The following is a 23,300-nucleotide window of genomic DNA, read 5'->3' as shown; positions in this document are numbered from 1 at the left end:
ATGAATTAGTTTAAAATTGTACCCGCCGCGATCCTGTGACCGGCGGCAAAGGCAGCGGCAGGCATGGGTTTGCCGGCCTCGGGAAGGACTTCCTTAAGAACGAGCGCTCCTTGCCCGCACGCGACGGTAATTCCTGTTTTGTCCACAGACAAAACCTGTCCCGGCTGGGCCTTTTGCGCCGATGACGCGCCTGGCACTGCTTTCAGTATCTTCACCGTTTTTCCATGATGAAACGCATACGCCCCGGGCCAGGGCTGAAGGCCGCGGATCTGATGGTCAATATCCGCGGCCGTCCTCGACCAGGTAATTTTCCCCATCTCTTTTGTCAATTTTGGCGCGAACGTCGCCTGCGCGTGGTCTTGGGGCGTCAGTTGATGTTTTCCCTGCGCGATGGCATCCAGCGTTTTGACTAAAAGTTCCGCCCCGCGCCGGGCCATGGCCGCGCGCAATTCAACAGACGTCATCTGCGGCCCTATGTCCATCATTTCCTGGGCGATCACGTCCCCCGCGTCCATGGGCACGGTCATTTTCATGACCGTAACACCGGTTTTCTGTTCGCCGTTGACAATGGCCCAGTTGATAGGCGCTGCCCCGCGGTATTTGGGCAAGAGCGACCCGTGCACGTTCACGCAAAATATTTTTGGGATAGACAAAATTTGCGGCGTCAGGATCTTGCCATAGGCGACCACCACGAAAAGATCCGCTGTGAATGCCTTTAGGCGCTCGATCACCGACGGGTCTTTGAATGTTTCCGGCGCAAGATGCGCAATGCCGTTGGCCAAAGCGATCTCTTTGACCGGTGAAAGGACCATGCGCAGGCCGCGGCCCTGCGGTTTATCCACCTTGGTCACGCATCCGGCGACACGATGGCCGGATGCCAGCAAACGGTTCAAATGCGTGGCCGCGAAATCACCGCTGCCAAAAAAAACAATGTTCATGGGTCCACCTCGACGGTCACGATCAAACGGCCGCTGCGTTTGACCTTGGCCAAAGCCGCTTTAATAACAGCCGTGATATCTTCGGCGCGCGGGCCTTGCACCAAAACCTTAAAGCGGTACTGGCCGCGCATTTTCGCCGGGATGCCGGGCCCTGGTTCCAAGATCTGCATCCCCTGCCCTGAAACAGCAACGAGAACATTATACACATCCCGCGCAAAACTCATGGCGGATTTTTCCTGCCTGGCGCGCACGGTCACGGCCGCCCAATGGGCAAAAGGCGAAAAACCCAGTTCTTTCCTCAAACGTATTTCCTCGTCGTAAAAAATACGGGCATCATCCGCGGCCAGAGCCCTTAACACATGATGTGTGCTGTTGCGCGTCTGCACGATGAGCGTTTTTTGCGCCATGGCCCTTAAATGCACGGCCAAGGCCCAGGACCGATAGGAAGAACGCATGTCCAAGCGGTTCAATTCGCTGTCCATATCCACCAGGGCCGCGAGGCGCGGTTTCAAGCGGTCCTTAAAACGCAGGACGGCCTGGGTGGCGATCAAAATGTCCCCGTCCGGCAGGTCCGAATCCCCCCGCTCAAAGGTCACCACCTTTGCCTGGGGGAACAGGATATTCAATTCACTTTGTATTTTCTCAACACCCATTCCGAAAGACCTCCAATTCGGCTTTTGACATTTGGGGCAAGGCGTGTCCGGCGGCATGACCGATGGGCAATGGGGACAGACGTATTGTTTGCCTGCGCGTGAGAAGGTCATGGCCGATGAACAACGCGGACAGGACAGGACCAGGGCGCATTCCATGCATCGGGTCACGGCATAAAGCCCGCGGCGGTTGAGGACCAGAACGCTTTGAGCTTTTGCGTTCAACGCCTCCTCCAAACGGCTGCGCAGGACAAGGGAGATCATTCCTTTCTCCAGATACTTATAATTGGAGAGGTCCACGATCTGTATTTCAGCGCCGGACGCGGCAGCAGCCGGTGTCCCGGCGCCCAAGGCATGCCAAATCTCCACCGACGGGGTCGGCCCTGTGGCGACCACCTGTGCCCCTTCGATTTGCGCGCGCATCAAGGCCACATCCCGGGCTTCGTAAAAAGGTGTTTGTTCTTCGCGGTACGAAGGATCGCCCTCGTCGGTCATGACGACCAACCCCATGTCCAGCAAAGGAGTAAAAACAGCAGACCTTGTTCCCACGACGATCCTGAATTCCCCTGACCGCGTTCTTGTCCACTGGTCCAGTTCTTCTTTAGGTGTGCGCGGCTGATGGAAAAGAATTGGAACGCCGACGAACGCTGTCTGCAGCAACGGATGCAGCCGCTCCATGGCAAAAACATCCGGCGCCAGAACGATAGCCGTCCGTTTCTGGTCCAATGTCTTGTGGACGGAATCTATCCAAAAACTGTCATCCCCACTTGTCATTCCCGAAAGTTTTTGTCGGGGATCCAGAACATGCCCTGGCCACACCTTTTCCATCCTGCGCCCGGCCCGTAACAAGCGCGGCACCATAAGCCCGATGGCCTGGCCCAACGAACACCCGTACGCGGCCTCCATACGCCTGGCCAACTGTTGCAAAGGGTCATCAATGACGGGAGAAACGTCCAAAATAGCGCGGATGGGTTTTAAATTCTTAATGGCGCTGGTGTCCGCCAACCCTGCCACATACCCGATGCTGGACGCGTGTCCCAAAACCACCGACACCCTTTGACCGACGGCAATGCCTGCCTCAAATTCAGGCGGCACGGCATAATCGAACGGCCCTTCCAGGGGCAGGTCAAAAACGACTTGGGCGATCATTTTATGAGGGGCCATTCAATTATATATAACCCAAATTTCTAACTATGATCACTCAATACTAAACCTCGCATTCACCACTACTGTTACTTTCTTGGATTCACACCTCTACTCCTGCCACGCAATGTCTTCCGGAGATGTGACTCCGGCCGTTTGGGTTTCAGCAGGCCTATCGGGGGACGCGGCCGGGTCCGGCCCCGCGGTATTGTTTTGCTTCTTGGACAGAAAATGAACGGCGTTCGCTGTGATCCGCACGCGGCTCTGGGTCTTGCCTTCCTTCTCCCAGCGGTCTTGCCGCAGGCGGCCTTCCACAATAATACCGCTTCCCTTGGTCAAATATTTGGAGCAATTCTCCGCCGCAGGGCCCCACACATCAACATCAAAATAGGAAACTTCGGTCACTTTCTCGCCGTTTTTGGTGTACACGCGATTGTTGGCGATGGAGAGGCCGCACACCGCTTTTCCCGAGGGGATGTATTTCATCTCCGGGTCCCGCGTCAAATTGCCCATGATGTTTACGCTGTTTAAACTCATATGTAGTCCTTTCGTTAATAAAATAAAAAACCCTCGCCCTGCTGAAAAACTCTCAGCCCTGCGAAGGTTTGATAGGGACTTGTGCAACATCAATATGATGTTATCCTACAACAAAAACAATCAAAGTCAATTATTTTGAACCCCTGACCTTCAGGTTATAAGAGGTCTCGACTAGCACAGTGCTGGCATAGGCTAAAGGCCAAGCCCATCGGCCGGGTCGCTGACGACATCTTCACCCTCGCTCATCCCTTCCACATCAGCCGCTATTCCAGTATCTACTTCTGCTCCGACCGTCTGCCCTGTTGTGTCGATCTCCGCGACCAAATCCGCAGGAGCGGGAATAAGGCTTTCCACGGTCTCGGTCGTTACGTCCAAACTCCCAACCGTTTCTGATTCAGTGAGTCCTGAGGCGCTTCCCAGATCGGTATCAATAGAAGTTACATCCTCTGCTGCCAAATCTAATTCCAAAATTTGCGTATCTTCAAGTTCACCACGGGTATCTAAATCAAAACTGGCATCGGTAGTGCCTGACTCCGGATTGATATTGGTATCAAGATCAACAATTGGGTCACCCGAAGTGCCCGGTGATTCCTCCATGCCTGTTGTCCCTGAACCACTTGTTTGTCCGACATCAAGTTGCCCTATGGTCTCGGTAACCAGTTGAGTCGTTATGTCTGATTCTTCAACGAGATCTGCCGCAGTAATGTCGGTCGCGCTGCCGACTTCCGCCCCTACCGAACCCGTTGTTTCTCCCGTCAGATCGGCATCGAGAATCTGCCTCTCTTCCAGTTCACCGCTGGTATCAATTGCTGTATCAGCTTCAACCGTTCCGGACTCAGGACTTACCTCGGCATCAACTCCGACAATGGGATTGCTTGGATCGCTTGATGATTCTTCGGGCGCGGTTTCCGGGCTCTCAATCCCTGTACTGATTTCTCCGGTTTCGACTTGACCTGTTGGAGACGTTTCCCCGCCGACTAGAATTCCACCATTACCTTCTTGAGTTTCTACACCCGCCTGTCCTGAGGGTACCGTTGGAGTGCCGGCAGTTGAGGGATCATTTGTTTGTTCACGTCCGGCCTGATAAAGGACCCCGTGGTTTCCACCGCCGGAAATATTTTTACCTTGGTGGTCTGCCGTTGTCACTTTTTCAGATTCCTGAAAAACTGTATGGCGATCGGTTATAGAACCTGTCGTGCCGCCCTGGTTGCTTGAAGTGACGCCTTTATTGCTATAACTTCCCGGTGATTGAATTCGGCTTCCTTGCTCCATGCCGCCCACTGCCTGATCGATGGGCACATTCCTGTCGGCGCCTGGCGCCAAAGAAGCAAACCCGGACATCAACAACAAAATTCCACAGAAAATTATTATCCTGTTATACATATTTTTATCCCTTTAACTTTCAAAATGAAAAAATCACCTCTACACCCGCGAGATGGCGGCTGTGATCCAATAAATCATTACTATTTGCTGAATTAATAAAACGATAAAAAACGCGCGTTGCCAGATTTGGCTTCCAATGACGCGTCACGCCGGCATAAACATCCCACCCTGTATCGCGCCGCCCTTCCGGGTCTAACGAAGACAGCGATGTAAACTCAGGATAGACTCCCCAATTAAAAGAACTGGACACGTCCAAATCGGTTTTGTGCAAGCGCAAAAACGGCGTATGAAAACCAACGGTTGCCAGGACGCCTTGACGGTTAAAGTTTTCTCCGCGGGTTTGGTTAAAATCACCTTCCCCTTTGATAAAGAAAAAAGTTTTGCGGCTTTTGGTATAAAAATATTGCGTCATGCCGATGGCTTCGCGGATGCCGTCACGGGAAGATTGGTCAGGATCCGCGCCATCGGGACCGTAATTGGAAACGGCAAAACGCGCGAAAAAATGCGTCAATGTCTTGTGCCAAAAGGAAGTGTCGGCGCTGACAAAAAATCGATTAACAATAGAAAACAGATCACTTCTTAAAAAATTCGCGCGAAAATCATAACGGCCGCCTAATAAGAATGGCCGTTTTCCGGCAAAGGTACGCTTTTTGGAATCCAGAGCAAAACCATTGGAAGTAAAATCCACCTGATGGGCGCCATGGCTATGAGAATACTGTTGGCCAATATACAAAATATCTACACGGGCATCTCTTTCCAGCCGCAGAGGGTATCCGGCACTCAGTTCAAACAAATAAAGCGCCGCCGGGTTTCTTTCAGTCGAGGATAGACCTTTATCATCGGGAGTGAACAAAGGATTGCTGTCATAGACAACGCCGGTTTTTCCCACAACATAAACTTTCTTTTTGATGGATTTGCCGCGAGAAACCTCATGTGCATGCAGGCGGTCTAATTGTTCCTGCGCCCAATGCCGGTATTCCGCAAGAGTGCTATGCTTAACCACCTGATGTAGTTCTGCGGCCGCCTTGTGATTTTCTCCTTCCTTAATATACGCCAATCCTAAAAATAAACGCGCGGGCTCATCGTAAGGGTGGGCCGCTAAAATCTCATGATAGAGGCTGATCGCTTCGGCAGGATGGTGAAGTTTTTCTAAAGTGAGAGCACGGTAACGGAGAATCAGTGGATCGTTGGGATGTGTTTTAAGAAGTTCATTCGCTTCTTTAAGCGCTTTTTTGTATTCTTGATTCTTGAAAGATTTGATGAAATTGCTGGAAAGAAACTCTTTGTGGGAAATCTCGGCAAATGAAACGGAAGTTAAAAGAAAAAACGCTAAATAGATCCCGAGACCACGAAAGAGATTCCGCAAGTATCTTCCTTTATTATATTCGAATATATGTATACTAAAATAAAATCCATATTTATGTCAAGGATAAACATGTCTTTTCCTGTCGGGAAGATAATATTCCGGCATTGCGCAAAGCCAAAAGATGACGGGAAATATTCGACTGGCCGATCTTTAATTTAGCGACAAGATACCCCACGCTTTTTTCACCTGCTTTAAGTTCTTCAATTAATCTCAAGCGAATAGGGTGACTCAAAACTCTCAAAAAATCCGCTTTAACTTTGTAAGCCATTTCGTGCATGTAAAATAGCCTCCTCTTCTTTCACCATTCTACTCCGTAAATTGAGTAATTTTCCTTAAAGGTACGCCAAAATTTTCTTTTCTAACACCTTCTTAAAATCCCGCAGGTGCATGGTGTGGCTTGCGGGAAGAAACTTCTTTAACTCTGTTTGAAAATTGGTGTTTTCTTTTTGCAGGAGTTTCAGCACCTTTTTTAAATTTTCTTTAGTCCTTGCCGCAGGATAATCACCGGACAAAAGAAAGAAATAGTCATAAAAATCGCGCGGCTTGTGTCTGTCCAGCAGCGCATCAAGCTTGCCGAGGATAATGTCATCCAGATCCAGATGTACAAGAGTGTAGGCCGGAATGTAGCCGCTTGTGATCAGGGCCCTTGTCTTCTTAAATGCCTTACCTCTTCTCAACGAAACTTCGATCTGAACGTTTATCTTCATGTCATATGCCTCGAATATGGCAATTCCCAGATAACCGCCTGTCGTTCCTGTGGCTTCCGTGACATGGACGGGCATTCCGGTCTTTTCTATATTAGCCAGTGTATTCGTAAATAATTCCTCGATTTCTTTATGAGTAATACCTGCCCCTGTAAAATCCAGGTCTTCTGAAAAGCGGGGACTTTTTAGGATAATACGCAAGGCCGTCCCACCCTTAAAAAGCAACTTTTCTGAACCGGGATTTTGATAAAGGTAAGACAAAAAGAGGTGCTGACAATATTCGCGCACCACGTTCTGGGTCGATGTCTGTTGAAGTTTAGTAAATTTTTCTAGGTTTTCTTTGCTCAGCATAAATTTCCGTGACTTTTTTGAGGAGACCCTTGCGTTTGAAAATCCGGACAAACTTCAAGAGCTTTCCTTTGTTGATCTTTTTAAGGTCCAAGCGGTCATTAAGCGATATTTTCTTAAGATCCACAAAATAGAGATAATCGACAAGGGCTTTTTCAGGCTCTGCCAATAAAACCACATGGCCTTCCAGAGTGACCGGACTGTACCCGGTGAATATTCCTTTTTTAATCCGTTGATAGGAAAAGACTCCTTTGGGTGTTTTAAATTCGCGGGTCGGCTTAGGTGTAACCGAGGTGACAGCATAAACGACCTCGGGAATAATGCCGTAATGTGAAAGCGCCGATTCAAGGGAAATATAGGAAGGCTGATAAAGCTTATTGGCAATCGTATAAAGAGATGGATGGCTGTCTTTGAGTATATAATAATTATTACGCAGCTTTAAGAACAGCCCACTCTTGATGTTGCGGGAGATGAAAACCGACCCCGTCTTTGGCGAGACGTCAAAGACGTCATAAAACTCGCGGGGCGTAAAAATCACGAGGCCGCTGTTTTTTAGCTTTTCTTGAACTTGTATACGATTTAGTTTCTTAACCATATTGTAGAATAAGTGAATTGTTAGAATAATAGACCAAAACGGGAAAGATGTCAAGAATTATATCAAAGGCCCCGTGCGTCCTTTCCATCTTTGCTAAATAGCCATATCTATGGCGTTTGACCTTTAGGTTATGAGACGGACAATATCAGCGGCCGCGTTGGGTTTGGAAAGGATGGCAAGATCGTCTTTCAGGCGCCGCAAGATCCGCGGCGAAGAGCTCCAGTCATCAATGATGCGGACGATCTCTTGGGGAGCACATTGGCCCCTGCCCACGCCATAGGTCTTAAGCACGCGGATATTGCCGGTTTCCTGGCCCGGGATGGCGCTGAAAAAGATCATCGGCAACTTTCTAGCCAGGGCCTCGGCAATGGAAAGCCCGCCGGGCTTGGTCACCAGGACGTCGGCAACAGCCATCAATTCCGGCATATTGTCCACCAAACCCATCACATGCGTGTCCTTGCCGGCCCTGCCCTTTAAATCCTCAAACAAAATTTTATTGTGCCCGCAGACAACAATGAGTTGATGGTCCTTTAAAAGCCCGATCAACGCGGCGATGGGCCCCATGCCGAAAGAACCGGTGGCGATCAGTATGGTCAAAAGCCCTTCCCGCAGTCCCAATTTCCGTTGCAACGCGCCGATGTCGTAAGATTCAGAAAATTTCCCGTCAATGGGAATGCCGGTGACGGATATTTTCGTGGCAGGCACGCCTAAGGCCAGCATTTTGTCCCTGGTGTAGTCGCAGGCCACGGCATAAACGTCAATGCCTTCATTGACCCAGATGCGGTGCACGTCAAAATCCGTGACCGCACAGATCACCCTGGCGCGGATGCGCCCCGCGCGTTTCAAATAGGCCAGGACCTCGGCGGCCAAAAAATGCGTGCAGATGATGACGTCAAACTGTTCGGTGGTTAGAAATTTTTCCAGGGCCCCGGCATTGGTCCCATTATAAACGCGCCGCACCCAACGCACCAAAGGCCACAGCGCCGGGATGTCCAGCAGTCCGAAAAAGAATTGCCACAGCCACGGAAGTTTTGTCACCAAGAAAACATAGGCAAATACGTAGGACTTTTTAAAGAATGGATGGGTATAATCCAGGGCGTCCGCGATGCGGACATGGTGGGGCGTTCGTTGAAGTTCGTTGAAAATGGCCTCGGCGGCTTTTTTATGCCCGGCTCCGGCCGTTGCGTGGATGACGAGAATGTTCATCATGGATGAGGGCGGCGGCGGCCTTAAGGTCCTTGACGATGTGGTCGGGTTTGACTTCCCATTTGCGCATATACCGGCGGTTTTCCCGGCCGGAGAGCGCGAAAATGGTCTTGCATCCGGCATTGTGCCCGGTCTTGATGTCCCCTTCGGTGTCCCCGACGAAGAATGCCTCCTGCGCGTGGGCAATGGTCTTGTTCAGGCCTTTAAGCGCCTTGCGCAGCAGGCCTATGCCGGGCTTGCGGCAATCGCAGCCCGCGTCGGAACGGTGGGTGCAGTAAAAACTTTTGGCGATCGTCCCCCCGGCCTTGTTCACATTTTTGACCATGTGCCGGTCAATGCGCTTGAGCTTGTCCATGGAATAAACGCCCTTGCCCACGCCGGCCTGGTTGGAAATGACAAATATCTTGCACCCGCTTTGCGTCAGGCCGCGGATCGCTTCCAGGGCGCCGGGGATAAAATGAAAATCCTTCACCTTGGTCACGTAACTGCCGTTGCCGGGGAATTCATTGATGACGCCGTCTCTATCTAAAAAAACTACCTTCATATGATATTCCCTGTACGGGCCGGGCATGCCCGGCCCCTACGATCTAATTCCCTTGATACGCTCGTAATATTTCGCGTAACTCATCACCTGGTAAAGCATGGCAAAAAACGCGATCATAAACCCCACGAACCCGTCCTTATACCCTTTCTTGCCGATGAAGCTACGGAAAAACCTGTCCACCGCGCGCCAGACCGCGACACCCAATGTCATTTTGCGGCCGGTCTCTATCCATTTTTCCGCCTCCAGCGTTGTCTGGCGGTTGAGCGAGGCCAAAAAATGCTCAAAGTCCGGATAACCCTTGTGGATGATGTCCTTGGTCAAATGCCCGGTGTCCCCTTTCAGGAAAACACGCGGATGCACGCCGACCTCTTCATATTTGAAACGGCTTTTCATAAAAAGACGCAACTTCCCCGCCGGATACCAGCCGGAATGTTTGACCCAGTATTTGCCGATATAATTGCGCAAAGGCATGTCAAAGGCGTGGAATTGGGTGGACGGCAAGACCGCGATCAATTCGTCGCGCAATTGGGGACTGACCATCTCGTCGGCGTCTAAACTCAAAACCCATTCATTCTTTGCCTGGGCATAGGCCCAGTTGCGGTGAATGCCTTCATTGTCCATTTTGCGGTGATAAACTTTTGCCCCATACTGCCCGGCGATCGCAACGGTCTTGTCCGTGCTCTCATCATCCACAACAACGATCTCATCCGCCCAATCAACAACGCTTTTGAGACAGTCGTGCATGTTGCGTTCTTCGTTCTTGGTGATGATCACGACGGACAAGGGGAGTTTCACGCCATGGACTCCTTGAGGGCCGCGACCACGGCCTCGACCTGTTCTCCGGTCATATGCGGGAACATGGGCAAGGACATGATGTCGGAAGACACCTTTTCAGCCACGGGAAAATCCCCTTGGACGTGCCCCAGTTCCGCGTAGGCCTCCTGCAAATGCAGGGGAATGGGATAATGGATCAGCACGCTCACCCCTTTGGCATTCATACGCTCCACCACTTTGTCGCGGTTGGGCACGCGCACGGCATAGGTCTGAAAAACGTGCGTGCGGTCGCTTTTGGTGACGGGCGTGACAACCTTGAGCGGTTTTAAAAGTTCGGCGTAACGGGCCGCGATTTTGGCACGCAGGGCGTTCCACGCGTCAAGATGTTTTAATTTGGCATTAAGGACCACGGCCTGGATAGTGTCCAGCCGCGAATTATGCCCCTTGATCTTATGCTCGTAGCGCCCCTTGCGGCCGTAGTCGCGCAGCATCAGGGCTTTTTCGTAAATGGCCCGGTCATTGGTGACGATCATGCCCGCGTCCCCGCAGGCGCCGAGGCCTTTGGTCGGATAAAAACTGAAGCCCGCCACGTCCCCCAGGGAGCCGGCGCGTTTTCCCTTATAACGGGAACCATGGGCCTGGGCCGCGTCCTCAACGATCTTGATGCCGTGTTTGCGGGCAATGGCGGTGATCTCATCCATGTCCGCCGGCTGGCCATAAATGTGCACGGGAATGACCGCCTTGGTGCGCGGGGTGATGGCCCGTTCAAAGGACTTGGGGTCAATATTGTACGTGTCCGGTTCAATGTCCGCGAACACTGCCTTGGCGCCCGCGAAAGAAACGCACAGGGCCGTGGCAATGAACGTATGCGTCGGGACAATGACCTCGTCCCCTTCCCTGATATCCAGGGCGGACAAGGCCAGATAAAGGGCGTCGGTACCGGAATTGACCCCGACCCCGTAGGCCGCGTCGCAATATTTGGCGAAACTTTTTTCAAAGGTCTGGGCCTCTTCGCCAAGGATAAAATCGCCTTTTTCAAAAACCTTCATGAACCCGGCATCCACTTCCCCGCGGATCATCCGGTTTTGTTCCTTGAAATCAACGAACGGAACGCTCATAACACCTTTCTATGTACAGACGCAGCATTGCTGCGTCTCTACGATAAATGCCGAAACACGTCCTCAACCGATAGATCATTCAAACAGCTGATGTGACCGCAGGAGGCCATGCGGAAACGCCGGTAACAGGGCTGGCATGCCAGACCTTTACGGACGACAACATGCCCGTCGGCGGGATAAGGTCCATACACCACCGGATCCACCGGCCCAAAAATGGAAACGGTCCTGACCCTGCAGGCGGCCGCGATATGCAAAGGCCCGCCGTCATTGACCACGGCCAAACGGCAATTCGTCAACAAAGCCGCCATTTGGCCCAGCGTGGTTTGCCCGGCGGCATTATGCACTCGCCCCCCGCCTACCGGCGGGGCAGGGCGTCCGGAACGGACAATGTCCGCGCACAGATCTTTTTCTTTCGGATCACCCATCAGTATAATCTCCGAGGATGATTTTTCAACGATTTTGTCCACTAAATCAGCGTATTTTGCCGCGGGCCAGCGTTTATATTTGGCCGCTTCCCCCCAGCTAGCCCCTCCCCCGGGCACAACCGCGATACATTGCTTTCCCTGCCCGATACCGTTGGCAGTAAGCCATTGGCCGGCCCAGTCCCGGTCAGCATCGGTCATGGGAAAAGTGATCGTCCGTTCAACAACGGGGATCCCCCGGCGTTGTAAAAGGTCCAGATAATGGTCAACGACATGTTTGTCTTCATAACCGGCCAAAGGGGTCTTGTCCGTTAAAAAACGGCCGCGGTTGCGGTAATTGAAACCAATGCGCCGGGGAATGCCGCAGGACATCAGGAAAAAACCGATGCCTTCATTCATGGAAAAATCAAAAACGGTGTCAAATCCTGAGCGCCGCACACGCGTCCATAAGTCAACCCATTTGGCTGCGTTGAATGCGTCGCGTTCATAAACAAAAACCTCCTGGATGCGGGGATCGGCCCGAAGCACGGGCGCGGTGCGGGCATTGGCCAGATAGGCGATGGCCGCGACGGGAGAGGCCAGGCGCAGATTGGCGATGACAGGCGTTGTAAAAAGCACGTCGCCGATGCCGAACGGATTAACAATTAAGATCTTGTTCATCATCTGCGCTCAAGGATCCTGTAGGACGGGGTTTGGGTAATATCGCGGTAATGAGTTTCAATATATTGCATCGCCTCATCAAAACGCCGCCGGTTGTCCGCGACGGAAAAATACGAGGCCTGAAAATAGTCCGGGGCTTTTTTATTGACCACGGCATAGCGCGGCTTAAAATTCTCCAGGTCCGCCATGAACTCGCGGTGCCAGCCCTCCTTGATCCATGACAGCGTCGGCATGGAAAAACGTCCGGCCCAGGGCCTGTCGGCAAAAAAATGCAATGCCCCCAGTTCAGGGAACATCAGGACCGGTTCATCCCTGCGGGTATGAGCGACCAAAAAATTCACCACCCCTTCCACGTCCACGGCCTGCTGTTGCGGCACGACAAAACCGCGCAAACGCTCAACAGCAACGGCCCTGACCGGCTGGTTTGCCAACGGCAGAACAGAGGATGTGTTTTTTCCGGATACGGTGTGCGCCAGCCATTTGAAAGCATAAAACCTTTTATTAACATGGCTCAACGCATACCCCAGCGAAGAAACCGCAACCGCCCCCAGCACGACCCAAGCCAACGCCTTGCGTGTTTCGGTCTGCTTTAAATAAAAAAATAACCGTTCCAAAAGAAAAAATAGGACGATCTTTTCCGGCAACAGGGACATTTCAAAAACCGAAGCCCATAAATTGCGGAACCCGGTGACGTAGATCATCAGGGCGTAGACGGCAATGACCGCCACACCCATATCCACCGGCGTTATTTTACGCCGCTGCCACAAATATCCCCCATATCCGGCCGCGGCCAGATAACAAAAAACCGGGGTCATCTGCCGGAAATTTTTGTTAACGGGGTTGAGCAAAGCCCCCAGCGCCTCAAGCGGATTTTGCGGCACCGGCTCGGTTTGCAAAAATGTGGCCCCCATGCGGGTGGCCACCTGATAAACGCCGTCCAGATAAGGATATAAACCACCGTGAACATAAAGATAACAAAAATAAGGAAGCACCACGGCCAAAACAGCGGCGCAAAAGATCCCAAAGAACCGGACCAACGAAGCGCGGTCCTGCCTGCCGGCAGGCAGGTCTTTTTCGTAACAGGCCCGGAGGATCAGAACGGCCGCGACCGCAGCGCCGGCGCTCAAGCCGATCTCAATGCTGGCCAATCCCCCGACGGCGGTCATGACACCGGCCGCGGCCAGCCAGGGCCATTGGCGCGTTTTAAAGAATTTGACAGCGCAAAGGACAGCCAACAGCCCCCAGGCATAACGCATGCCGCCCCAATAGGTGAATACGACGCGGGGAAACGTACGCGCTACTAATACAGACGCCAGCAAATATAAAAAAACCCTGCCGGCCAGGACCTGCCGGGCGATCACAACGCCCAAAATCAAACATAATACCGTCGTGGCGTAAAAATATGTTGCAAGCACCGCGGTCTGCGCGCCGAACACCTGCATCAAAAAAGCCGGCGGATACAATTCAAAAGGCCCGCGCAAATAAAAGAAATCCTTAAAAGGCACCAGGCCTTTCATGATGGCGTCAATGCCGGGCAAATAAAGCCCCAGTTCAAAAAGGTTGATCTGTGTCCTTAAGAAAAAAGGATGGAGCGTGGCCAGGATGATCAAAAAGGACAGGAGAAAAATGTCTTTTCCGGCCGATCTATTCAATTTTATGCCTCACGCGTTTGAATGTCTTGTACCGCAGGCGGGCCAGTAAAAAAGGATTGAACCGATGGCGGCGCCTGATGGTCTGCCAGTCCGCAGAGCTTAAAGCATGCGCCTCAATGGCCTCTTGCATGACCGCGGGATGGGTGCCGAAATAAATGGGGAAACGGTCCAGGTCGCCGTAATCATAAATACTGCTGTCTGCCCCGCCTATGGCGGGGCCAGGGGCGGCATAACCGATGCCGACGGCATTGGACAGGCGGTGTGCCATCAACGTCCCCGAATGCACCCAGCCATAATGATACAGCAGACATTCTGTATTTTTTCGCCTTAACGGGGTCCGGTCTTTGCGCTGAAAACTGAACGCGTCGCCGTGGGACTCTATTGTGCCGTTATTGCGGATGATGCGGTCCTGTTTTTGATACCAGCCGGCATCAATGCGGTAACGCCAGAAACTGCCGTAAAAATGCAGCCATTTGAATCTCAAGGTATCCACGGACGGGTCATGCCAATACCGGCGCATGCAGGAGCGCAGACGCGGCAGGTCCGCCTCATGGATCACCTCGTCGGTCTGAAGATAAAAGGCCCAATCGCCCGCGCAATGCGAAAGAGCGATATTGGTTTGCTCGGAGAGCACGGCCGACCCTTGTGTCATGTCCCAAACCGTCTGTACGATCTTGATCTTGGGGTCTTTGATGGAACGGACAAGGTCCAATGTCCCGTCGTCGGAATCGCCGACATTGACGATGAATTCATCACAAATGGGCAAAATGGACGTGATGGAGGCAACGACCGGATAATGGAATTTGACCGCGTTGCGGACAATGGTGAAACCGCTGACTTTCAACAGTTGACCTCTTAGATTTTAAACCCCGCGGCCTTTCGCACTTCTTCCAGGGTCATATACGGTTTACCCGTGCCGCAGGCATTATTGGGAGAATAGATCTGAAGATCTTTCAGGTCCTGATAAGGAACATGCCGGGTTTTTTGTCCCCGGGCCATCAGGACCAGACCCTGCTTTTCAACGGTGATGCCGGTGATCCCGAAGATCTCAAGGAAGGCCTTCAAACTTTTTTCGGAATAGCCCCATTTATGACTGCCGAAATGGCCGAGGTAATAGCGCGATTCCCACATGGTCTCGCCGAAAATGGTGTCCACGAAATCATCAAATCGCCACTTCAGGTACCGGTGGATGATCTTCTGGAAATTGGGGACGCCGATCGTCACCACACCGCCCACCTTGAGCACCCTCGTCCAATGATAAACGATGAAATACCGGGCGTATTTGTCAAAATGCTCCAGAACAGCGTCGGCGAATATCTCCTCGGCTGACTGGTCTTCAAAGGGCAGGGGTTCGGACAGGTCGTGGAGAATGTCCGGATGGCACTCTGCGGCGGAATCAATGTTGACCCACCCGTCCTTCTTTTTGGTCCCGCATCCCAGATTGAGCTTAACGGACATGGTTTACCTCTTGATAAACATCCAGCGTCCGGCGGGCCGTCGCATCAAAAGAAAATTGATCTGCCCGTTGAAGGCCTTTGGCCTTCAAAGACGCTTTCAGGGAGGGGTCTTCGATCACGCGTAAAATGCCTGCCGCGATATCCTGCGGTTGGGGTGCTACGGTCAAGGCGGAATCCCCGGCCACCTCGGCGCAGGACGAAGTGTTGCTGGCCACCACCGCGGCCCCGCAGGCAAAGGCCTCAACGATGGGAAATCCAAAGCCCTCATACAATGACGGGAACACGAACACCTCGGTTTTATGATACAAAACACGCAATTGTTCGTCCGTAACATAACCCAAGAAAACCACTTCATTGCTTAAGCCCTTGTGGTTGAGCGTGTCGGCCAGGGGATCCATCATCCACCCTTTCGTCCCGACGATAACCAATTTTCCGGAAAATTTCTTTTTGGCCTTAAGCCCGGCAAAGGCCTCCAGCAAATTGGATAAATTCTTGCGCGGTTCAATGGTCCCGACAAAAAGGATGAACGGCTGTGTTACCCCCAGACCTTTAAGGACGCCCTCGGCATACTCCTCTTCATCCGGCGCCAACGGAAAAAAGACCGTGCGGTCAACACCCTGATAAATAACGCATGTGCGCGCCGCGTCCACCTTAAAGAACCGGTGCAGGTCATCACGGGTGGTTTGGGAACAACAAATGATCTTGTCCGCCCGCCCGACCACGTCCTTCATCTTGCGGTCGCTTAAGTCAATGGTCTGCGGGGTATGGCTTTGAGGATAGGCCTTGTCAATGAGATCATGGACGGTCACGACGACCTTACAGCGCAGCGCGCCCAAAAAATCCGGGCTGGGCAAATGATACACGTCCACGGGACCGCAAACTTTTTCCGGCCCCAGGGAGAAACAATCACGCCGGACTTTGAAATTGGGCGCGGGCGAAGAAGGGTTGACGCGTTTGAAGTTAAAAATGCCGCGCGGCGCGTAAAGAACATAATCGTTGGCATGGTCTGCCCGGGCCAGGGCCTTGATCAAATGATGGGTGTAGCGCCCGATGCCGGTCCTTTGGGGTTTGAGAATGGAACGGCAGTTGATGGCGATGCGCATGCTCTAAACGTTGTGTCCCTTTGATTTGAGAAATTTGGCCGTAACCTCAACGACGTGATCAAGCTGGTCAACCTCAATGTCCTGATGACAGCCGATGTGCGTGCCGTTGTCGGAACAAAACTCGGCTTCCGGAAAGTCGCCGAGCTTATGGCCCATGAACGCGTAACTGTCTGTTTGCGTCGGGATGGAATAAAAAAGATTGCGGGAATCTACGCCTTCTTTCTCCAAAGAGGCGACAAACTCATCCTTGGTGAAATTCTGCCCGGGTTTGACGATGATGGAAAACGCATGGGGGCCCAGTTTTTCGCCCGGCTCTTCCTTGACGTAAATGAAATACTTATCAAATTTCTTGAACTTGTCGATAAGATACAAAATATTGCGCCGGCGTTTCTCAAGGATATCATGGAAGATCTCAATATTGCCCAATCCCACCGCGGCCTCGATCTCATTCATCTTGGAAGAAAACCCGATGCGCTTGAACCGGAACTTCCCGTCAATGCCGTGATTGCGCAAGGACCTTAAGACCTCCGCCATTTTTTCATTATTGGTGATGACCATGCCGCCTTCAATGGTGGTGATGATATGCGCGGCATATAAAGAGAAGCACGCCATGTCGCCGATGGCGCCGATCTTTTGACCCTTATATTCGGCGCCGTGGGCCTCGGCCGCGTCCTCAATGACATACAATTTGTGTTTTTTGGCGATAGATATGATCCGGTCCATGTCCGCGGGCTTGCCCATCAAATGCACGGGCATGATGGCGCGCGTTTTCTTAGTGATGGCGGCCTCGATCTTATCCGGGTCAATGTTCAAGGTTTCGCGCTTGATGTCAACGAAGACCGGCGTCAACCCCGCCTGCAAAACCGCATTGCCCGTGGCCACAAAGGTCAAAGCCGGGATAATGATCTCGTCCCCGCGCTTGGCGCCAAAATCATAGAGAGTGGCGCAAGCCAAAGCATCGGCATCCGTGCCGCTGGAAACCGCAACGCCGTATTTAACACCGAACAGCGCAGCAAACTTATCTTCAAACTCTTTAACGTATTTGCCCTTGGTCAACCACTGGCGGTCAATCGCGTCATCAATGAGCTTCTTGGCCTTGGGTGTAATAGACACCGTCCCAAACGGCACCTTATACCCCGCCTTCCTAGCCTCTTGACCATCGGAAACAAATGTCGCTTTATTAAAATCTGATGTTTTCACTTGTTCACCTTTCTCATTTGATCACAAAGCGCTCATTCACAGCCATTTTTCTTTTCAGCTTCCTATAAAACTTCATATCAAAACCATGCTCCAAATTGAATTGAACAAATTTTAGATATTCATCCATAGAAAGAACTTTTGATGCCAGATTATATCCTGGAATGGTTAGTAAATTAAATTTTTCTTTGCCAACAGAGTAGATTTTCCATTTACCCAATCTTTTCTTGGCTTCTTTATGGGCAATACCTTTCTTCTGGCGAATCTCCCGTTCTCCCTGCTGAAATTTGTTATATGCTTCAATTGTTCTCATCTTGCCTTATATGAACACCATGCCGCACAGCACACGATACCCGGTCTTCTTCGCCTCTTGTCCGTCGGAAACAAATGTCGTCTTATTAAAATCTGTCTTCACATGATCCCCTTATTTTCTTGTTGGCTAACCGTCATTACTCCGCGACACGCCTGCCTGCCGGCAGGCAGGGAGTATTTTTGCCGTCAACGGCCGGCGACATATTTGTGAAGGACGCTGGAGATCAAGGTCTGATAAGGAATGCCCTCACGGACGGCCTTCACTTGAAGGCCCTCCAGGTCGCGTTGGGAAATGCGGATATTGATACGCTTGTCTTTGCGCAGCGTATGCCGCGCGATCATGGCATAACGCCTCTTCTCACCCAGCAAATTCTTAACAGACTTCCATTCACCCGCCTCGACCGATGCCACCAGGTCCTGCTCTTCTTTAGTCAATTTCATGGTCGCCTTCCTTCCCCAGATATTTCCTGGTCAATTTCCTGCTTGGATAGATCGTCTTTAAGAAGATCTTGTGCCCATCCTCGACAAAAGGCACGATATACACATACCCGCGCAATGCAACGATAAAAAGCTTCTGGTGCGCGAACTTTGTCTGATTGGGATGATCAATGACGTCTAACAGGCCTTCCTTCTGCTCAATGCACCAGACGATCTCTTCAAACGATATGTTGCGTTCCTGAAGCAGGTCCTCGTTCTTTGCCTCATCCCAATCAAATGCCTTCATAACGCCTCAAGACAAGTATAATACATTGTGTGCCTTTTGTCAACAATCTCAAAGAAATCAATTCGGGTTACGATGGGTACCCGGAATTTAATTCTCTAACAAATTACTTACCGCCATTATTTATTTAAATTTTGTCTGACAAATATTTCTTTTTGAATCTCATCATATATTTCTTGTAGAAATTTCTGGTCTTCTATTATCCTCGATCTCTCCAGCCCGAGACCTTCATTTTCTCTTAACATAAAAGTTATTCTTTCTTTCACTCTATTTTCAACCCATTCTTCAATAGTCACGCTCGCCTCTTGCTTTTTATCAGTAACAAACATATTTGTTCTCTTCCAACCAGTCTCTCCTTTAATTACACCAGCCTTATAGTCTGTATGAGTAATAACATATCCCTTGTCTTGTAACACCTGTAAAGTCGCTTTAAAAGCATTATCAAAACTCCCCTCTAATTCTTTCGCCTCAATACTTCTTCTCTGTGAGTTGCTAAGCTGAGTTGTGGCACAGCCAACTACAAAGAAAAGTAATATAAATAAAACCGCCTTCTTCATATAATACCTTCCTCTAAAAAGCAGACGACCGATAGCTATAATCTTTGACGATGTCACCATCCCCAAATTCAATCATTAAGGTAAATGTACGTGTAGAAGTTGATGTTCGATTTCCAACGCCACCTGCAATAATAATGGTTCCATATACTTCTGAGGCAGCCGATTCTACAGATACCTGATCATAAGTCCACACTTCATTTCCGCTTTTATTCTTTGTAACAATATTAGGCGCACCAAAAACTTCTAAAATCTCCGATTGCATAGTCTGGCCTTTTATAATCTTCGTTTTTGCCATACCTGCCGTTAAATTACCTTTTTGAATAGGCTGAACGCTCGCACAACTATTTAAGAAAAAGAATAATACAACAATTAAAATAAACGATCTTTTCACAGTATTTTCCTTTCGATAAGAAATAACTCTTAGTAAAATTTCTTAAACCGTTTCTGAATAACCTCTTTTACACCCACGGGTCCTACCTGAACTGTCCCTTATTTGCGCTATAAGGCTTTGGGGAATTTTGAAAGGCTCATTTTGTCCCTATCGTCTACGGCACCGATTCGGAAATACAGTCCCGACGATTTTGTCGGGACGTTGTATTTCCGACATGTCAGGAAAAGACGATTATTGACAAAGCTGAGCCGACTCAAAATTTTCCAAAGCCGAATTAAGGTTACGGTGGGTGGCTACTTAATTCGGAATTCTTTTAAATGTTCCTGCGCCCATTGGTAGCGCTCGGGGGTGCCGATGTCAACGAACTTGTTGGCCACCTCAAAAGACCAGAACCCCTTGCCGACTAAGCGCGGGAAGAAATCGTATTCAATGGAAAACTTCTGCGGGGTCTCGGCCAAATTGAACACATCCTTATTCAGGCAATACGTTCCCGTATTGATGAGCGCCGGCGCTGCCTCAGGCCGTTTTTCTTTAAACGCTTCAATGCGCCCGTCGGGACCTATCTCAATGGTTCCGTATTCGCGGGCATCGTCAAGGCGCGTCACGGCAATGGTGGCCGCGGCTTTGCACGATACATGACGAGCGATCAATTGCCCGTAATCAATGACGCAAAAACAATCCCCGTTCATGGCCAAAAATCGGGGCGAACGTACCAAAGCGGCCGCCTGCTTGATGGCGCCGCCTGTGCCCAGCGGCTCCTCTTCCCTTGAAAAAACAATGTCCAATTTGGGGAACATGCCGGCCAGCGCCTGCTCAACGGCCTGTGCACCGTGGCCCGTGCATACAATGAAACGCTGCCCGCCCTGGGCCGCGATAAAATCAATTAATAGCGCAAGAAACGGCGTGCCGTTGATCGGAACGAGGACTTTCTGTCGGCCCTGCGTGAGGGCCTGCAGGCGCTTGCCCAAGCCGCCGGCGAGAATGACAATGTCCGTCTGGCTGAACATTTATTTAACAATTCCCGTGTCCGGCTGGTAGAAAATGATCTGGCTTCCCAGGCCTTCAAATTTGAAGGGAACTTCCAGCAGGCCTTTGAGCGCCGCGCGGACCCTGGGTTTTTTATGCGGCTCCACGAACAAAAGCACGAACCCGCCCCCGCCCGCGCCCAGCAGTTTGCCGCCGACAGCGCCGGCGCGCGTGGCCGCGGCGTACAGATGGTCAATGTGCGACGTGGAGATCTTGCCGGATAGTGTGCGCTTGAGTTTCCAGCTTTCATCAAGCAATTGACCGAACGGAACAAGGTTTTTGCCGTTGAGGATCCCCACGGCCTCGTTGACCATTTCATACATGCGCGCCAACTCCGGCTTCTTGCGGGGGATGTTCTTGATCTGGTGATGGGCGATGCGGGAAGCGGTGCGCGCGAACCCGGTGAAAAAAAGCATCAGATGATTTTGCAGGACGTTCAATTTCTCCGGCGATATCGTCACCTGGCGCACCAGAAGATGGTTGGGGCCGCCGAACTCAATGTGATTAAAACCGCCGTAAGCGGCCAGGACCTGGTCCTGACAGCCCACGTTCTCCTTGATCATGTCCTGCTCAACGTGGATGGCCTCTTCGGCCAGCCGTTCCTTGGTGACCATCACGCCTTTGAGGGCGTATAGAGCATTCAAAAGTCCGACGGTGAACGACGAACTGGACCCCAGCCCCGTGCGCGCGGGAAGGTCGCCGTCGTGATGGATCTCAACGCCTTCGGTGATCTTTAAAAAACGCAGGACTTCCCGCACCGATGGATGGTCAATGTCGTTGATGCCGTGCACATGTTCCATTTTGGAATAGATGATGCGGGACTTATGGTCAAAGAACGGCGGCAAATAACGGCAGGAGATGTAGCAGTATTTATCAATGGTGGTGGCGAGGACCGCGCCTTTATTCTCCCGAAACCACCCGTCATAGTCGGTGCCGCCGCCGAAAAAGGAAACGCGAAATGGGGTGCGGGAAATGATCATCGGGCAACCGGGGCTTGTTCCAGGATCTTGCGTTTGAGTTTGATCCGGGTGGATCTTAATGTCTCGTCAACGGCCACCTGGCCGAATTTGGTCTTGAGCAATTCCAGGAATTTCGGGTTGGTGTGGTATTTCATCCAGGCCTCGTCCCGAAACGCCAAAACCTGGGCCGCGGTCAAATGCTTGGTCGGCAATGGCTGACAGGTATAGGAGTGTTGGGAAAAACCGTCATAGGTTTGCGGCAATTGCCATCCTTCCTTGCGGGCAATGCCGTATAACGGACTTCCCGGATACGCCATGGCGGAATAAAAATTCGCCTCCTCCGTGTTCATTTCAATGGCCAGGTCCAGGGTCATCTGCATGCTTTCCAGGTCATCTTCCGGCAAACCGAAAATATAATTGCCGATGACGTTGATGCCGTGCTCACGGATCTTGCCCACAATATTGCGGATGTCAATGTCCCCGAAACGGCCCTTGGTGACATCGTGGCGCACGCGCGCATTGCCGCTTTCGATGCCCAGGGCCAGCCAATTGACCCCGGCCTTCTTCAATGTTTCCAGATACTGGTCCTTGACCGTGTCCACGCGCGAATAGCACCAGATATTGAACTTATATCCGCGCGCGATGATGAGCTGACAGAGCTTCATGAAATGGTTCTGGTTGAGGACAAAAAGCTCGTCGGCGATCTTGATATTGGTGATGCCCTTGGAGGCAAAATAGTCAAAATCCTTGATGATATGCTCCGGTTCCCAGTAACGGAACACCGCGGACCCATCGGAGAATTCATTCTCCTGGCGGTTGATGATATTGATCATGCAAAAGGAGCATTTCATCGGACAGCCCAGCGACGTATAGATGGAGGCAAAGGGCTGGCGCTTGGAACCATTGGAATAGGAATGCCATAACGCGGTGCGGTAATTGTCCATGGGCAGAAGGTCCCACGCCACACCCGGAAGATCGCGCGGCAGATCCGCTTTGGCCACGATGGGCGAGGGCGGATTCAAACAGACCGTGCCGTCGCGGCGATAGCCCAATCCCAACACTTTTTCCAAACCGTCCTTCAAATTGGTCTGCAGCAGGCCCGAGATCGTGTAAACGCCTTCGTTCTGGCAGACAAAATCAATGCTGGGGTGCTTTTCCAAGACATCGCGCGACAAAGCCGCGATATGCCCGCCGACGAAAACGATCTTGCTGTCAGGCGCGGTGGACTTGACCAGATCCGCCAGATCAACGGCGCCGGCCATATTCTGCGAAGAGGCCGACGGTTGCTGGCCATAGACCACAAAACACACCACCCGCGCCTTGGACGCCGCGATGCGCTTGGCCGCCTCCTGGTCGTTCAAACGCAGGGCTTCGGCGTCCAGGATATTGACGGAAAACCCTTTGACGCGGCAATGATTGGCCAGCATCCCCGCCCAGATCGGCGGCTCAATGGCCGAAAAATCCCGGGCCAGGTCCTGATAGATCTTATGCGCAGCGTTGGGGTGGATGAAAAGAACGTCAAGTTGTTTCATCATGT

The 23,300-nt window shown here is 51.5% G+C and carries 26 protein-coding genes; all 26 read right to left on the bottom strand.

The features are described 5' to 3' along the window. Window positions 1–5 precede the first annotated feature (5 nt). On the bottom strand, window positions 6–938 hold the full coding sequence (gene fmt / locus Q7K71_03080) for a methionyl-tRNA formyltransferase (GenBank protein MDO8675087.1): 933 nt from the start codon (window positions 936–938) through the stop codon (window positions 6–8). Continuing rightward, window positions 935–2,737 (bottom strand): primosomal protein N', encoded by a 1,803-nt coding sequence (gene priA, locus Q7K71_03075; protein ID MDO8675086.1) that lies wholly within the window; start codon window positions 2,735–2,737, stop codon window positions 935–937. Before priA ends, fmt begins: the two co-directional genes overlap by 4 nt. Window positions 2,738–2,842: 105 nt before the next feature. Next, window positions 2,843–3,268, bottom strand: a complete 426-nt coding sequence (gene ssb, locus Q7K71_03070; GenBank protein ID MDO8675085.1) for a single-stranded DNA-binding protein — start codon at window positions 3,266–3,268, stop codon at window positions 2,843–2,845. A 192-nt stretch (window positions 3,269–3,460) separates the two neighbouring features. Next, window positions 3,461–4,651, bottom strand: a complete 1,191-nt coding sequence (locus Q7K71_03065; protein ID MDO8675084.1) for a hypothetical protein — start codon at window positions 4,649–4,651, stop codon at window positions 3,461–3,463. 19 nt (window positions 4,652–4,670) lie between these two features. Then, window positions 4,671–6,017: a hypothetical protein gene (locus Q7K71_03060; GenBank protein MDO8675083.1), complete on the bottom strand. Its 1,347-nt coding sequence runs from the start codon at window positions 6,015–6,017 to the stop codon at window positions 4,671–4,673. Between the two features lie 52 nt (window positions 6,018–6,069). Beyond that, window positions 6,070–6,294, bottom strand: coding sequence for a metalloregulator ArsR/SmtB family transcription factor (locus Q7K71_03055; GenBank protein ID MDO8675082.1), 225 nt, complete (start codon window positions 6,292–6,294; stop codon window positions 6,070–6,072). A gap of 55 nt (window positions 6,295–6,349) precedes the next feature. Then, window positions 6,350–7,072, bottom strand: coding sequence for a nucleotidyl transferase AbiEii/AbiGii toxin family protein (locus Q7K71_03050; GenBank protein ID MDO8675081.1), 723 nt, complete (start codon window positions 7,070–7,072; stop codon window positions 6,350–6,352). Next, window positions 7,038–7,718: a hypothetical protein gene (locus Q7K71_03045; protein ID MDO8675080.1), complete on the bottom strand. Its 681-nt coding sequence runs from the start codon at window positions 7,716–7,718 to the stop codon at window positions 7,038–7,040. Before Q7K71_03045 ends, Q7K71_03050 begins: the two co-directional genes overlap by 35 nt. 69 nt (window positions 7,719–7,787) lie before the next feature. Further along, complete coding sequence (locus Q7K71_03040) at window positions 7,788–8,873, bottom strand: glycosyltransferase (GenBank protein ID MDO8675079.1); 1,086 nt, start codon at window positions 8,871–8,873, stop codon at window positions 7,788–7,790. Continuing rightward, window positions 8,827–9,414 (bottom strand): HAD-IIIA family hydrolase, encoded by a 588-nt coding sequence (locus tag Q7K71_03035; GenBank protein ID MDO8675078.1) that lies wholly within the window; start codon window positions 9,412–9,414, stop codon window positions 8,827–8,829. The genes Q7K71_03040 and Q7K71_03035 overlap by 47 nt, the downstream gene beginning before the upstream one ends. Before the next feature lie 36 nt (window positions 9,415–9,450). Continuing rightward, window positions 9,451–10,209, bottom strand: a complete 759-nt coding sequence (locus Q7K71_03030) for a glycosyltransferase family 2 protein (protein ID MDO8675077.1) — start codon at window positions 10,207–10,209, stop codon at window positions 9,451–9,453. Then, complete coding sequence (locus Q7K71_03025; GenBank protein MDO8675076.1) at window positions 10,206–11,306, bottom strand: DegT/DnrJ/EryC1/StrS family aminotransferase; 1,101 nt, start codon at window positions 11,304–11,306, stop codon at window positions 10,206–10,208. Before Q7K71_03025 ends, Q7K71_03030 begins: the two co-directional genes overlap by 4 nt. A gap of 38 nt (window positions 11,307–11,344) precedes the next feature. Further along, entirely contained in the window at window positions 11,345–12,388 is a 1,044-nt protein-coding gene (gene waaF, locus Q7K71_03020; protein MDO8675075.1) for a lipopolysaccharide heptosyltransferase II, read from the bottom strand. Beyond that, entirely contained in the window at window positions 12,388–14,040 is a 1,653-nt protein-coding gene (locus Q7K71_03015; protein ID MDO8675074.1) for a hypothetical protein, read from the bottom strand. The genes waaF and Q7K71_03015 overlap by 1 nt, the downstream gene beginning before the upstream one ends. Further along, window positions 14,033–14,884: a glycosyltransferase family 2 protein gene (locus Q7K71_03010; protein MDO8675073.1), complete on the bottom strand. Its 852-nt coding sequence runs from the start codon at window positions 14,882–14,884 to the stop codon at window positions 14,033–14,035. The genes Q7K71_03015 and Q7K71_03010 overlap by 8 nt, the downstream gene beginning before the upstream one ends. A gap of 11 nt (window positions 14,885–14,895) precedes the next feature. Further along, window positions 14,896–15,498 carry a hypothetical protein gene (locus tag Q7K71_03005; protein ID MDO8675072.1) on the bottom strand — a complete coding sequence of 201 codons (603 nt, stop codon included), beginning with the start codon at window positions 15,496–15,498 and terminating at the stop codon, window positions 14,896–14,898. Next, window positions 15,488–16,600: a glycosyltransferase family 1 protein gene (locus Q7K71_03000; GenBank protein MDO8675071.1), complete on the bottom strand. Its 1,113-nt coding sequence runs from the start codon at window positions 16,598–16,600 to the stop codon at window positions 15,488–15,490. Before Q7K71_03000 ends, Q7K71_03005 begins: the two co-directional genes overlap by 11 nt. Window positions 16,601–16,603: 3 nt before the next feature. Next, a complete protein-coding gene (locus tag Q7K71_02995; protein MDO8675070.1) occupies window positions 16,604–17,800 on the bottom strand; it encodes a DegT/DnrJ/EryC1/StrS family aminotransferase in 1,197 nt (398 codons plus the stop codon). Window positions 17,801–17,813: 13 nt separating this feature from the next. Then, window positions 17,814–18,110: a hypothetical protein gene (locus tag Q7K71_02990; protein ID MDO8675069.1), complete on the bottom strand. Its 297-nt coding sequence runs from the start codon at window positions 18,108–18,110 to the stop codon at window positions 17,814–17,816. Between the two features lie 185 nt (window positions 18,111–18,295). Beyond that, window positions 18,296–18,550 (bottom strand): antitoxin, encoded by a 255-nt coding sequence (locus Q7K71_02985; protein MDO8675068.1) that lies wholly within the window; start codon window positions 18,548–18,550, stop codon window positions 18,296–18,298. Then, window positions 18,537–18,833 carry a toxin gene (locus Q7K71_02980; GenBank protein MDO8675067.1) on the bottom strand — a complete coding sequence of 99 codons (297 nt, stop codon included), beginning with the start codon at window positions 18,831–18,833 and terminating at the stop codon, window positions 18,537–18,539. Before Q7K71_02980 ends, Q7K71_02985 begins: the two co-directional genes overlap by 14 nt. Window positions 18,834–18,949: 116 nt before the next feature. Next, window positions 18,950–19,387 (bottom strand): hypothetical protein, encoded by a 438-nt coding sequence (locus tag Q7K71_02975; GenBank protein ID MDO8675066.1) that lies wholly within the window; start codon window positions 19,385–19,387, stop codon window positions 18,950–18,952. Between the two features lie 13 nt (window positions 19,388–19,400). Next, complete coding sequence (locus tag Q7K71_02970; protein ID MDO8675065.1) at window positions 19,401–19,778, bottom strand: hypothetical protein; 378 nt, start codon at window positions 19,776–19,778, stop codon at window positions 19,401–19,403. Window positions 19,779–20,071: 293 nt separating this feature from the next. Further along, on the bottom strand, window positions 20,072–20,785 hold the full coding sequence (locus tag Q7K71_02965) for a sugar phosphate nucleotidyltransferase (GenBank protein ID MDO8675064.1): 714 nt from the start codon (window positions 20,783–20,785) through the stop codon (window positions 20,072–20,074). Next, complete coding sequence (locus Q7K71_02960) at window positions 20,786–21,784, bottom strand: kinase (GenBank protein MDO8675063.1); 999 nt, start codon at window positions 21,782–21,784, stop codon at window positions 20,786–20,788. It abuts the gene before it with no gap. Continuing rightward, the gene (locus Q7K71_02955; protein ID MDO8675062.1) at window positions 21,781–23,298 is read right to left on the bottom strand and encodes a cobalamin-dependent protein; all 1,518 of its coding nucleotides are present in this window, start codon (window positions 23,296–23,298) and stop codon (window positions 21,781–21,783) included. The genes Q7K71_02960 and Q7K71_02955 overlap by 4 nt, the downstream gene beginning before the upstream one ends. Window positions 23,299–23,300 lie beyond the last annotated feature (2 nt).

This window comes from Candidatus Omnitrophota bacterium (assembly GCA_030650275.1).
Lineage (GTDB): Bacteria > Omnitrophota > Gorgyraeia > Zapsychrales > Fredricksoniimonadaceae > JACPXN01.
Note: the sequence above shows the minus strand (reverse complement) of the source record. Positions and strands in the feature narration are given on the sequence as shown.